The organism is Pseudoalteromonas sp. NZS127, assembly GCF_015864805.1.
GTDB lineage: Bacteria > Pseudomonadota > Gammaproteobacteria > Enterobacterales > Alteromonadaceae > Pseudoalteromonas > Pseudoalteromonas nigrifaciens.
Genome location: NZ_JADYWN010000004.1, coordinates 257,810 through 270,075 on the forward strand (window position 1 = coordinate 257,810; position 12,266 = coordinate 270,075).

General features: G+C 41.0%; 13 protein-coding genes and 4 tRNA genes. 12 read left to right on the forward strand and 5 right to left on the reverse strand.

What is annotated here, in order from left to right; genetic code table 11:
- The first annotated feature begins 188 nt into the window (after positions 1 to 188).
- Positions 189 to 830: a GNAT family N-acetyltransferase gene (locus I6E78_RS06095; RefSeq protein ID WP_089368534.1), complete on the forward strand. Its 642-nt coding sequence runs from the start codon at positions 189 to 191 to the stop codon at positions 828 to 830.
- A gap of 673 nt (positions 831 to 1,503) precedes the next feature.
- On the opposite strand, the gene I6E78_RS06100 is transcribed toward I6E78_RS06095, so the two are convergent.
- A complete protein-coding gene (locus I6E78_RS06100; RefSeq protein ID WP_011328632.1) occupies positions 1,504 to 1,803 on the reverse strand; it encodes a DUF3301 domain-containing protein in 300 nt (99 codons plus the stop codon).
- Positions 1,804 to 2,832, reverse strand: a complete 1,029-nt coding sequence (locus I6E78_RS06105) for a DUF3549 family protein (protein ID WP_197182158.1) — start codon at positions 2,830 to 2,832, stop codon at positions 1,804 to 1,806.
- A 210-nt stretch (positions 2,833 to 3,042) separates the two neighbouring features.
- On the opposite strand from I6E78_RS06105, the gene I6E78_RS06110 reads away from it, so the two are divergent.
- From I6E78_RS06110 to I6E78_RS06125, 4 genes are all read left to right on the forward strand, one after another.
- A complete protein-coding gene (locus tag I6E78_RS06110; RefSeq protein WP_197182159.1) occupies positions 3,043 to 3,363 on the forward strand; it encodes a YqcC family protein in 321 nt (106 codons plus the stop codon).
- Positions 3,356 to 4,120: a tRNA pseudouridine(65) synthase TruC gene (gene truC / locus I6E78_RS06115; protein WP_011328629.1), complete on the forward strand. Its 765-nt coding sequence runs from the start codon at positions 3,356 to 3,358 to the stop codon at positions 4,118 to 4,120. Before I6E78_RS06110 ends, truC begins: the two co-directional genes overlap by 8 nt.
- A gap of 3 nt (positions 4,121 to 4,123) precedes the next feature.
- On the forward strand, positions 4,124 to 4,567 hold the full coding sequence (locus I6E78_RS06120; RefSeq protein WP_011328628.1) for a flavodoxin: 444 nt from the start codon (positions 4,124 to 4,126) through the stop codon (positions 4,565 to 4,567).
- A 77-nt stretch (positions 4,568 to 4,644) separates the two neighbouring features.
- Positions 4,645 to 5,718 carry a phosphotransferase enzyme family protein gene (locus tag I6E78_RS06125; protein WP_197182160.1) on the forward strand — a complete coding sequence of 358 codons (1,074 nt, stop codon included), beginning with the start codon at positions 4,645 to 4,647 and terminating at the stop codon, positions 5,716 to 5,718.
- Positions 5,719 to 5,762: 44 nt separating this feature from the next.
- Here I6E78_RS06125 and I6E78_RS06130 read toward each other — a convergent pair whose 3' ends face one another.
- Complete coding sequence (locus I6E78_RS06130; protein ID WP_011328626.1) at positions 5,763 to 7,346, reverse strand: LysM peptidoglycan-binding domain-containing protein; 1,584 nt, start codon at positions 7,344 to 7,346, stop codon at positions 5,763 to 5,765.
- A gap of 156 nt (positions 7,347 to 7,502) precedes the next feature.
- Positions 7,503 to 8,276: a hydroxyacylglutathione hydrolase gene (gene gloB / locus I6E78_RS06135; protein ID WP_197108281.1), complete on the reverse strand. Its 774-nt coding sequence runs from the start codon at positions 8,274 to 8,276 to the stop codon at positions 7,503 to 7,505.
- A gap of 53 nt (positions 8,277 to 8,329) precedes the next feature.
- Here gloB and I6E78_RS06140 point away from each other — a divergent pair, with 53 nt between their 5' ends.
- Entirely contained in the window at positions 8,330 to 9,097 is a 768-nt protein-coding gene (locus I6E78_RS06140) for a class I SAM-dependent methyltransferase (RefSeq protein WP_197182161.1), read from the forward strand.
- Positions 9,098 to 9,118: 21 nt separating this feature from the next.
- Here I6E78_RS06140 and rnhA read toward each other — a convergent pair whose 3' ends face one another.
- A complete protein-coding gene (rnhA, locus tag I6E78_RS06145) occupies positions 9,119 to 9,583 on the reverse strand; it encodes a ribonuclease HI (RefSeq protein ID WP_011328623.1) in 465 nt (154 codons plus the stop codon).
- A gap of 68 nt (positions 9,584 to 9,651) precedes the next feature.
- On the opposite strand from rnhA, the gene dnaQ reads away from it, so the two are divergent.
- From dnaQ to I6E78_RS06175, 6 genes are all read left to right on the forward strand, one after another.
- Positions 9,652 to 10,365 carry a DNA polymerase III subunit epsilon gene (gene dnaQ / locus I6E78_RS06150; RefSeq protein ID WP_011328622.1) on the forward strand — a complete coding sequence of 238 codons (714 nt, stop codon included), beginning with the start codon at positions 9,652 to 9,654 and terminating at the stop codon, positions 10,363 to 10,365.
- A 9-nt stretch (positions 10,366 to 10,374) separates the two neighbouring features.
- On the forward strand, positions 10,375 to 11,745 hold the full coding sequence (locus I6E78_RS06155; RefSeq protein ID WP_197182162.1) for a TIGR03503 family protein: 1,371 nt from the start codon (positions 10,375 to 10,377) through the stop codon (positions 11,743 to 11,745).
- A gap of 98 nt (positions 11,746 to 11,843) precedes the next feature.
- A tRNA-Asp gene (locus I6E78_RS06160) sits at positions 11,844 to 11,920 on the forward strand.
- 26 nt (positions 11,921 to 11,946) lie between these two features.
- Positions 11,947 to 12,023 (forward strand) — tRNA-Asp (locus I6E78_RS06165).
- A 41-nt stretch (positions 12,024 to 12,064) separates the two neighbouring features.
- Positions 12,065 to 12,141 (forward strand) — tRNA-Asp (locus tag I6E78_RS06170).
- Between the two features lie 33 nt (positions 12,142 to 12,174).
- Positions 12,175 to 12,251, forward strand: a tRNA-Asp gene (locus I6E78_RS06175).
- Positions 12,252 to 12,266: the final 15 nt, after the last annotated feature.

Genomic DNA, 12,266 nt, shown 5'->3' on the forward strand with positions numbered 1-12,266 from the left:
CAGCTATAGTTTAGAAAGTAAGTAAATAAAGCGCTTATTTAGAGAACAAATATAAATTTATTATGTGTGTAAGTTGTAGCTATGAGTAAACCCAATCGCATTAAGTTAGTGATTATAGCGCCAAGCTAATGGTTTAATCATAAGGCGAAAATAATGATGTGTTGTTCTAATACAAAAAAGGAATAATAATGACTGTGACCACCCAAGCCGATACATTTAGCGTACAGTATTTAGCCGCAGAAGATATAAGTATTGCCGCGAGTTTAATTTATCAGGCGTACCACGACGATCCTATTTTACAAACTATGCTCAATTACGAGCAAGAGAGTAAATCGGCCTACGAAAAAAAACTTCGGTCATTAATTCGCGAAGAGCTAAGCAGCTTTTGGCAAGAAAAGCAGCCGCTTATTGGTTTATATCGTAACGATAAGCTCAAAGCCGTTGCCTGCGTGTTCGAATCAAACAGCCAATTACAGGCGCAGCGTTATTGGCATTGGCGCTTAAAGCTAATGTTAAGTGCTGGTTACTTACAAACCAATCAACTAATAGATAAAGAGCAAACAATTAGAGATGCACTAGAGCAGCAGGGCAACTACTATTTTTTAGCTTTTATTGCGGTCGATCCGCATTTTCATGGCCAAGGGTTTGGGCGTTATTTATTAAGAGGCCTAAATGACCTAATTCAATCTAATGCTGAGTCTACAGGTATGGCGGTGTTTGTAACGCGCAAAGAGCATACTCAATTTTTTAAAACCGAAGGGTTTGAAAGCTTTAAGCAGCTTACTTTTAATAAGATTGCGGGCGAATTGTTATTTAAGTCAAAAAACTAAATTTAATTTAGGTTATAAGGTAGCCTGCATTGGTGGTTTACATCCCAAAACGGACATATGACCGTGAGATATATCTCACATCACTGTGCGAGTTGTCAGTTTAAATTGCATTGAAATAGTTATTCCTTACCTATTTGATTGATATGTAAGGTTATTTTTATAGTTTGTGTTTTTTAATATAAATGCCATTTAATAATTAACAGCTAGGTACTATATCTACTAGCCATTTGCTTTAAACTTTACTTTGTCAAGACGACACAGCTCAATGATTGAGTGATTGCCAAGGATACGGAAGTAGGCAACATAGCAGACGCTAGCAAGAAGCAAAACGGACAAGTTAACACGGATGCAAGGATGAGTAGGAAAGTGCATGATGCGCTTAAGTGGCAGGAGCTACTAAGGGATAATCAAGGATGGCGCTACAGGAAGTAGCCGGAGCGTTAGTTTACGCAGGACAGCCAAGGTGGCAAGAGGATATTGCAGGATGCAATGTGAGGGTGAACAAGGTTGTTTGCTCGTTCAGAGGATGATAATACGGATTACACAGGTAAAGGATACCTAACAGGATGTTTGTCAATTGGGGCGTAACTTTAGTTACGCCTTAGTTTTTTGTGTTTTACTTATTTTTAAATTAAACCTTACCCTAAATTAAACTTTTAGCGCAGTATAAAGGTTATATTTTATGCGGTGGAATAACCACACTTTTTAAATACTCATTTTCCATGATCAGTATTCCCTGATAGGCATTTTCGCCATCACTTGAAAACTCAAAAATAAATTCGCTTTTCACTCCAGGTTTACCACTTTTTAAAAAGCCAAAGCGGCGTTTACTACAGGCAACGCTCATTAATTGCACCTGCAGTTGTTCGCTTTGGCGTTTAGCATGAACGTTCGCCGCCTCGGCTACCTTTCGGTTTAGCCAAAATAAGTAAATTACACTACCAATAAGTATGAACGTCCATAAACTTGCCATTTAAGAGAATAACCTTCCAATTGCACGCGCGAGGGTTTCGCTACGATTTTCTTTACGTAATAAGCCTAATAAATGCGGGCGAATGGTGGGTATTGCAACTAAATCAGCAAAAACACTCACAAATAGTTCAGTAATTTGTTGATGGTGTGCACAGTTGTCCATAAATACATGCAAGCGTTCAGGGTCTTCTAGTTGTTTAAAACAACGCCCAGCAATAGTGAGCAGTACGTCAGCATCTTGATTAACCGATGAAGTTAATACGCTATCGACCAATTGGGCGGTTAAGCCTTGCGCTTGCGCTTTAGAAAGCGAACGTAGCGCTACTGTAACAGCAAACGGGTCGTTATTTTTTATAGCCGCTTGGCCGAACTCTACTAGTAATTGACTTAATGAGGGCGGTATTTCTACATGCTCAAGCATGGCGCTAAGGGGCTGTAATACCTCAGCGGGCAAATGAGGCCAGGCTTTTTGTAAATTAGCTAAGTTAGTCTCATTATCGAGGCGCAGTGCAAAATCGGCAATGCCTTGTAATGCCACACTTTGCCAATTTTCAAAACCCAGCTTACCACTAAAGTACAGCTGCGTATGCTCGTAATACTGTGATGCAGGTTGTTTTAATAGTACTTTAAGTTGCGCATTAAAGGCTGCTAATTTATTAGCGTTTGGTGTAAAAACATAAGGATTGTTATCAAGTTTACCATCGGCTTGCTCACCGGTAAGCTGTGTGCCGAGAGCTTCAATTACCATGTCGGCAAAGTGATCACGACTCGCACTCACCAGTTTGCTTTGCTCATCAACTGGAAATTTCAAAAACCATACATAAGGTTCTTTACTCGCTTTACTATCCCAAAACTGAATAGCTAACCACGCATGACCAGCAAGCGGATATGGGTAAGGGACTTGTGCTTGCTCTATGGCTAAAAATTGTTTTTTATCAAGCTTAGTTATGTGTCTACCAATATCAAACGCGCGCCACTGAGTACCTGCATTATCTAAAAGCTGCCCTAATGTCGCTATTTGCTTACTCATCGTTTTCTCAATTGTTTTTACTACAAAATTGCGTCAATTATACGCCATAGCAAAGGTTGAGGGAACCGCGCTTATAGAGTTTGAGTTTTGATTTTGCTAAATAACTGAGCAAGCGGGGGTAATATTAAGCGGGTATTTTCAGTTACTATAATTTCCCTCTTAATAAATACAAATGGTATTATTACTTCATCTAGTTTTAAGAGGGCGGTTATGTACCAGCAAACTCAAGCTTATTTAGTGCAGTTAAGGGCACTTTTAAAAAAGCATCAGCTTTGGCAAAATGAGCCAATAGCAGTAGAAGCATTACAATCAAACGTGCCTTTTTGTCACGACACCATGGCATTTGAACAATGGTTACAGTTTGTATTTATTGAAAAAGTTGAGCAGCTAATTATTGATAAGCAGCCATTGCCGCGCAACTTTGCAATTGCTCCTATGGCACAAATGACGCTTGCGAGTAAAAAAGGCAGCGGTGAAATTATTACTCTGTTAACAGCTCTCGATGCCTTTTTAGGAGAGCCAAATGAGTGAGCGCCCAATACCAATTGAGTATGGCGAACTGACTATCTTGTATCAGGATGAAAACTACGTAGCCATAGATAAACCTTCAGGCTTATTAGTGCATCGTTCGTTTTTAGATAAGCACGAAACCCAGTTTGCTATGCAAATGCTACGCGATCAACTTGGGCAGCATGTTTTTCCGGTACATAGGCTCGATAGACCCACATCGGGGGTGTTACTGTTTGCGTTAAGTTCAGAAGCGGCCCGCGATATGAATCAGTTATTTATTGAAGGCACTATTAGTAAACGCTATTTAGCCTTAGTACGTGGTTTTGCACCCGAGTCGGTATTTTTAGATAAACCACTAAAAGAAGAGCTGGACAAAATAGCAGATAAGTTTGCCGATCAAGACAAAGCGCCACAAGAAGCGCAAACTCAGTTTAACTGCTTGCACCAAGCAGCCTTGCCTATTCCCATTGGCAAGTATCCAACGGTGCGCTATTCCCTCGTAGAATGTTTTCCTAAAACGGGGCGTAAACATCAAATTCGTCGGCATTTAAAGCATTTATCACTGCCTATCATTGGCGATGTAAACCATGGTGATAATCAGCATAATCAATTTTTTAGGGAGCATTTTGAGCTGCGCAGATTAATGTTATTTGCAACTGAGCTTAGCTTTGTGCACCCTTATAGTAATGAATCAATAACAATTAAAGCGCCACTAGGTGATGCAATGCTCAGCATTTGCAAACAACTAGGTTGGCCAGATGAAGAAAAGGATTATTAATTAATGGCACATATTAGTATTTTTGTAGGCAGCGTATATGGCGGTGCAGAGCGTTTAAGTGACGAAGTAGCCACAACAATAGAGCAAGCTGGGCATGGCGTTACGGTATTTAATGAGCCAGTGTTGAGCGACATTCAAAGTGCGTCACATATTTTAATTATTACCTCAACAACCGGCCAAGGCGATGTGCCTGATAACTTGGCTGATTTTTATAATCAGTTAAATAGTACTTTTCCTATGTTAACCGACAAGCCATTTGGAATTATTGCCATGGGCGACAGAAGCTACGGCGACACCTTTTGTGGTGCAGGGCGCAGCTTTGATGAATTATTACGTGACTTACAAGCTAAGCCTGTTGGTAACCGCTTAGAGGTTGATGCCTGCGAAGACTTTGAACCTTGGCCGGTTACCGAGCCGTGGTTAAAAAATTGGCTTAGTAAGCTTTAATTATTAATAAAGGTGAGTGTTACCCTAAGCTCACCTTTATTATCTGAGTTATTTTATTTTTAGGTAGCAAAATAGCTATGCAGCTAAATCCCATCGCGGTTCATTTGTCTGAAAGTTTTGGCGTAGGCAATCAGCATATCAGTATCAAACCAATCGGTAGTGGGCTGATCAATAGTACATGGTTACTTAACACTGCTAAAAAGTCGCTAGTAGTACAAAAGCTCAATGTTGATGTGTTTCCTGAGCCCGATTTACTCGTAAAAAATGCCCGTTTAATAGAGCAACACCTAACTAGCAAGCAGCAATTGGGTGAGTACAACTTAGATATTATTCGCCACGTAGCGACTATTAATAATGACTATTTAGTTAACTGTGATCAGGGGGTATGGCGAGCACTAGAGTTTATTGGTGGCAGTTACAGCGACGATGTAGTCACTAATGCTACCCAAGCGCAAACTGCGGCGAATGCCTTTGGTCAATTTGCTGTGGCGCTAGAGGATTTTGATGCAGAACAATTGCACCATGTGATCCCTGACTTTCATAACTTAGCCATGCGTGCACAGACGTTTAAAACTGCAGTTAGTCTTGACCCAGAGCAGCGCTTAGCTAGTTGCCAAGCTGAGGTTGATTTTTGTTTATCGCAATTTACACTCATTGATGAACTCCAAGCATTAGCAGGATCTATACCGGTAAGGCCTTGTCATAACGATACAAAAATAAATAACATGCTGTTTTGTGAGCAATCACATAATGCTAAAGCGGTAATCGATTTAGACACCTGTATGCCAGGGTATTGGCTTTACGACTTTGGTGATATGGTACGCACCTTTTGCTCACCAGAGCAAGAAGACTCCACCGATTTAAGTAATGTAGGTGTGCGCGAAGAAATATTTGCAGCCATAGTTAAAGGTTACGTAGAGCCATTAAAAGGCCTGATCACCGAGCAAGAAAAACAAAGCTTTTGGCTAGGTGCTAAAGTGATGACCTTTATGATAGGCCTGCGATTTTTAACAGATTATATTGATGGCGATAATTATTTTTCAATCAAACATGCCAATCATAATTTAGAGCGGGCGCAAAATCAGTTTGCGCTTTATAAAGATATTATTGCAAAACAAAGCACCCTTAAAGCAATATTAGCACAAGCCTAAAATAACTAAGGCGCTATAAGCGCCTTAGTTTTACCTGTTGCAGTTTAACTGCTTCTAACATCTACTTTTAATTTAAGCTTTTGCCCCGGCTGTAAATACTTTTGTCCGGCTAAACTATTCCACTTTATAATGTCGTTTACAGTTAAGTTAAACTTAGACGCAATACGCGCTAACGAATCACCGCGGCGCACTTTATACGTAATTGTACGATGCGTAGTGTTTGCTGCTGTCTTTGCTTTATTAGCAGATTTATATACCGTTAGCTTTTGATTTAAACGCAATGTAGCGCTTTTCTTCAGCTTATTCCACTTTGCAAGCTCATCCATAGTGACATCGTATTCACGACTAATATCCCACAGCGTATCACCACTTTTAACCGTATGCGAAAGCTTAGTACGGCTGGTATTATTAGCCGCAGAGCGCATTTGCTCTGGTAAATGTTCGCTATTAATTGCGCCATCAGTTAGTGGCACTAATAGTTGCTGACCGACTCTAATTGTATTTGAGCTTAACTTATTTAATGATCGGATTGCACTGGTGCTGGTGGTAAACTTTTTGGCAATAACCGATAAACTGTCGCCACGCTCAACCGTATATTGCTGCCAGCGTAAGCGGTTTTTAATATCAGTATTAGCTAATTTTTGACTAAACTGCTCAGCTTTATCAACCGGTAATAGTAAAGAATGCGGGCCATTAGGATCGGTTGCCCAACGATTAAAACCAGGGTTTAACCTATACAACTCAGTGAGTGTTATATCGGCCATTTCTGCAGCGAGTGCTAAGTCAATTTGCGAACCAATTTCAACTACTTCAACAACTTGTGCATTTATAATAGGATTCCACGTCACGTTAAAGTCATCTGAGCGCTTTAACAAGTCGGCCAGTGCTAATAATTTTGGTACATAGGCGGTGGTTTCGCTAGGTAAATCAAGTGACCAAAAATCGGTCGGCAAGTGTTTTTTGCGATTCTTTTTAATCGCGCGCAACAAGCGACCTTCACCCGAGTTATAAGCTGCAATGGCATTGAGCCAATCGCCCTCAAGGGTTTTGTGTAAATACGACAAGTAATCAAGCGCAGCGCGAGTTGATTGTACTATGTCGCGACGCCCGTCATACCACCAGTTTTGCTTTAAATCGAAACGCTCACCGGTTTGTGGCATAAATTGCCAAATACCCGACGCCGTGCGATGCGAGTAACCAAACGGATCAAAAGCACTCTCTACAATAGGCAGCAGTGCAATTTCGATAGGCATTTCACGTTTTTCTATTTCTTCAACAATAAAATGCAAATAAGGTTCGGCACGCTTCGAAATACGATTTAAATAAGATTGGTGCTTTGCATAATAGTTACGCTCGGTAACTACGGGGCGATTTTGCGGCACCTCTATTGAAAGCTGGTAACGAATACGCTCCCATACATCATCAAAAATAGGTGCTTCAGTGTCAGTATCTTTAACGTGTTGATACTTGGCGCTGCTCATTAATGCATTGCTAATATCGTGTGGACTTGCGCCTCCAAGCTGCTTATTTGCTTGAGTTGCGGCTTGCGAGTCAGTGTTTTCGTTTGTTAACGTTTGACAGCCGCTTAGTGCTAATACTAAAACCAGTAATAGGGGAGATTTATTCATAAATACCAATACATGGGGTAAAAAACTCGGCGAATACTACCCGTTATGAGCTAACATTGCCACTTGTGACCTTTTAAAACACTTAGCAATAATCAAATGCTAATTTTAACTTTTTGATTGCTAAACAAAAAGTACATGTGGCTATTGGTTAGCGGATTAAAAATGGTCTTTGAACTTTCTCAGACCCGCAAAGTTTTCCCAAGGTTCATTGTTTTTTGTAACCGAGCAAAACTCTTTTGGTAATAGTTCAGTAATGTTAGGTAAATCGCTGCGCATAAAGGGGTTTATTTTTAGCTCTTGGCCGATAGTGCTTGGTAAAGTAATTTCATTTTTGCTGCGCAGTTCATCTACTCTTTTACTATAGGCAAGTAGCTCTGGGTTACGCGGTTCAATGGCTGTTGCAAAAGCGAGGTTAGCTTGAGTGTATTCGTGAGTACAGTAAACTTTGCAATCAGCAGGTAATTCGCGCAGTTTATTAAACGAGTGCCACATTTGCGCTGCAGAGCCTTCAAATAAACGCCCACAACCACCACTAAATAAAGTATCACCAGTAAAGGCAAGTTGTTCATTAACATAACAAATATGATCTAGAGTATGCCCGGGTGTCGCTATAATATTAAAAGCAGTATTAAGCACTGTAATACTTTGGCCATCAGTAAGTTGCTGAGTAATCCCCTTAAACGGGCTGTTAGTTGGGCCGTATACAGCAATATTTGGGTTTTCGCTAACCAGCTTTGCTACGCCATCGGTATGGTCGTAATGATGATGGGTAATTAAAATACCCGCCAAGGTTAAATTATGCTGCGCCAAATAATCAAGTACTGGCTCTGCTTGGCCCGGATCGACTACCCAAGCTTGCGTATTATTGCTTGTAGTTAAGCACCAAATATAATTATCTGAAAAGGCTTTAATTGCTTTGACTTGCACCATGTAACGTTGCTCTATAAAGTGACAGTTAACACCTAGTATAACGAGCTCATAAAATGAAACCAGCCCTTAGTTTTCAAGAAGGACCTAAACCGTTGTCATGGCAGCAGTTTCCTCATGGGGATTATTTACGCTGTGAGATTGAACGTAAATTAGCGCCGTGGCTCCCCCGTATGTTTGGCTACCATATGCTTAAGTTAGGTAGTTTGAGTGGCGAGCTAAACACCAGTAAATGTTTAATAAAACACCAAGTGTGCGTAGCGCAAGCGGGCGCTCACACCGGCGTTATTGCCGATATAGACGAATTACCATTTTATGAGCACACTATTGATGCATGTATTTTAAGCCATTGCTTAGAGTATCACTCAGATCCTCACCATATTTTACGCGAAGCACATCGCACTTTAATTCCAGGTGGGTATATTGTGATAACGGGCTTTAATCCGTTTAGTTTATGTGGGCTTGCGCAATTATTACCATTTAGTGGCCAGAAACTGCCATGGGCAGGGCGTTTTTTTACCCCTGCACGGGTTAAAGATTGGCTTAATTTATTGGGATTTGAAATAGTGAGTGATGAGCGCTTTATTTACTCATCACTGGCGCGAGGTAATAGATTGTCGCGTTTTGCGTTTTGGCGTAGCTTTACCAAACAATACTTAAAACCTATGGGCAGTGTTTACATGCTGGTGGCACGTAAACGTGTTGCACCGCTCACACCCATTAAACCTAAGTGGCATGCTCGCCCGCGCTTTACAACAGTAGAAGGGGGCCTTAGACAAACCTCAAAGCAACACTTAAAGCATTGTGAGCAAAATAAAAAGTAATTTGGTATGTGCTAATCAGCTTTAAGGTTGATAACCTACATCATCGAGTAAATCTTTACTGCCAGCGGCATCGCGCGCTAAGTCATCTACAATTTCATTGTATTTATGACCGCTATGCCCTTTAACCCATTTCCAGGTTACGGTGTGTTTAGCGCACGCTAAATCGAGGCGTTTCCATAAGTCGACATTTTTTACTGGTTTTTTAGCTGAGGTTAACCAGCCGCGCTTTTTCCAATTCGTGATCCAAGATTCAATACCTTGTTTCACATATTGGCTATCGGTAGTGATATTAATAACACATGGGCGAGTTAATACTTCCAGAGCCACAATTGCCCCCAGCATTTCCATGCGATTATTAGTTGTTAGTTTATAACCTTGACTCAATTTTTTTTCATGTTCGTTATAAATCATGAATATACCATAACCACCGGGGCCTGGATTACCTAAACACGAACCATCGGTATAAATCTCTACGGTTTTTTCCACTGTTTTACCTTGATATTATGTACAATAAAGTGATTATAGAAAGATACCAGAGTCAGGATTAATTCGATATGGCACGCAGACAAATAGTTTTAGATACAGAAACCACCGGCATCGACCCTAAACAAGGGCATCGTATTATCGAAATAGGGTGTGTTGAATTAGTAAATCGCCGCTTAACCGGCAATAACTTTCATGTGTATATTAACCCGCAGCGCAACAGTGAAGAAGAAGCAATAGATGTTCACGGTATCACTAATGAGTTTTTACGTGATAAACCATTGTTTCATCAAATTGCTCAAGAGTTTTTTGATTATATTAAGGGTGCAGAACTGGTTATTCATAATGCGCCGTTCGATATTGGCCATATGGATAACGAATTTTCTCTGCTTAACCAGGGCTATCCTAAAACGGCCACTTTCTGTCAAGTACTCGACACGCTTAAAATGGCGCGTGACTTGCATCCAGGACAAAAGAACAACCTAGATGCGTTATGCCGTCGTTACGACGTAGATAACGCTAAGCGAACCTTGCACGGCGCATTACTGGATTCTGAAATATTAGCTGACGTTTACCTAGCAATGACTGGCGGACAAGTTAAGCTAAATTTGAATCAAAATAAAAATGACGATACCGATCAGCAAAAAGGCGGAATACGACGCTTAAGCGCCCAAAGAGCACCTCTTGTAGTATTAAGCGCCAGTGAGGCAGAACAAGCTGCACACGAAGCACGATTAGATATTGTTAATAATGAAGGCGGCCACTGTATATGGCGCGCTGATTAAGGCCATATTATGAAAACCTTTTATTTGGTAACCGCATTAGTATCTGCTAGTTTTTTTGCAACCAGCGCATATGGCGTTAAACAAGTTGAAGTACTAAAGCGTGATGGGAGGCAAAATGAAATCCCTTTATTAGATAATCGTTTTCGTATTGATAGTAAAGTAGCTGAAATAACCTTACTTTTTTTTAGAAAACCAGGCTCACCGGCTGTTATTTTAGTAAGGCCCGATGGCAGTAAATATTTTGCTACCGAATCAGTTAAAAACCCTGACTTAAGTTGGCATGACGAGCTTAGTTATGATTTGGTTACCATACGCAACCCCATGGCTGGCCCTTGGCAAGTTATAGGTAATATCTTAACCGACAGCCGCATTGTCGTATTAGGCCAGGTATCACTTGAGGCAGAGCCGTTACCGGAAATGCTGTTTCGAGGCGAGACAATAAAAATCACCGGAAAAATTTTAAATGACGGTGCTCCCATAAATGCCAATCTATTTAGAGATGTCGTTACCTTAAATGTTGATTTTGTAAGTACTAATAGTGCAGAGGCTGCTAATTTTGGAGCCAGTACTCAAGAAGTCGCTGAATTTAAAGATGATGGCCGAGGGTTTGACGAACGCCCAAACGATGGCGTTTTTACGGGCGAGTTTAAATTAGACTTTCCCGAAGGAGAATGGATCCCCGAACTCTACATAGCCACCCCCTTATTACAACGTCGAATAGTGCAAAGCAGCATTGTGGTACATTCTGCCCCAGTAAGTTACGACATGACGTTAGCAGAGCAAGAAAGTAACGAGCACCTTTTAGCTATTAATTTAGATGACACAATAGTTAAGCCAGAAACCGTAATTATGCAGGGTAAAATTTACTACCCTAATAACGAAGAGCAAATGTTTAGTATAGAGTCGGATGCACAACATACGAGGCAGTTAGCAATTAAAAATTATGGTTGGGGTCGATATAGTGTCGAGCTGTCTATTTTTGGCACAAATATAAAGGGTCGTGAGTTTATGGCAACGCTGCCAACGTACAAATTTGAAATTGCACGCCCAATAGAAGCGGTACCGGCAGTTGATCCAGCGACCATAATTCCACCTGATTTAATGATTGAGAGTGAACCCGTAGCAGAAAAAATAGCGAATTGGGTTTTACTCAGCTTAATTATTGTTGGAAATCTGTGCGTTTTATTAATGGGTTGGCTGGCAATTCGTATTTTTGTACAGAAAAAATCGCTTAAATTTAAAGTGAAGCTGCCTTTTATAAATAAAAAGACAACAACAAATGACGATGTTGGTAATTCTGAAAAAAAGCAAAGTACTAAAAACGGCTCAAAAAATGACAAAAGCGGTGAAATTTTAAACCTTTCGATGACAGATGACTAAAAAACCTAAATAAAAGCGAAAAAGCCCTTGACGAAATAGGGGCTGGTTCGTATTATTCACGCCGCTGTCAGGGGAGACTCAAACAGCAACGAAAATGTGGAGTGGTAGTTCAGTTGGTTAGAATACCGGCCTGTCACGCCGGGGGTCGCGGGTTCGAGTCCCGTCCACTCCGCCAATTTTCGAAAACTTGTAAGCAAAACTGGAGTGGTAGTTCAGTTGGTTAGAATACCGGCCTGTCACGCCGGGGGTCGCGGGTTCGAGTCCCGTCCACTCCGCCAACGCTTACACAACATATGGTTGTAAAACATATTCTTATTCTGGAGTGGTAGTTCAGTTGGTTAGAATACCGGCCTGTCACGCCGGGGGTCGCGGGTTCGAGTCCCGTCCACTCCGCCAATAAGAAAAAAGATAACAGTTTAAATATACGCTGGAGTGGTAGTTCAGTTGGTTAGAATACCGGCCTGTCACGCCGGGGGTCGCGGGTTCGAGTCCCGTCCACTCCGCCAACTATTTAAACATTG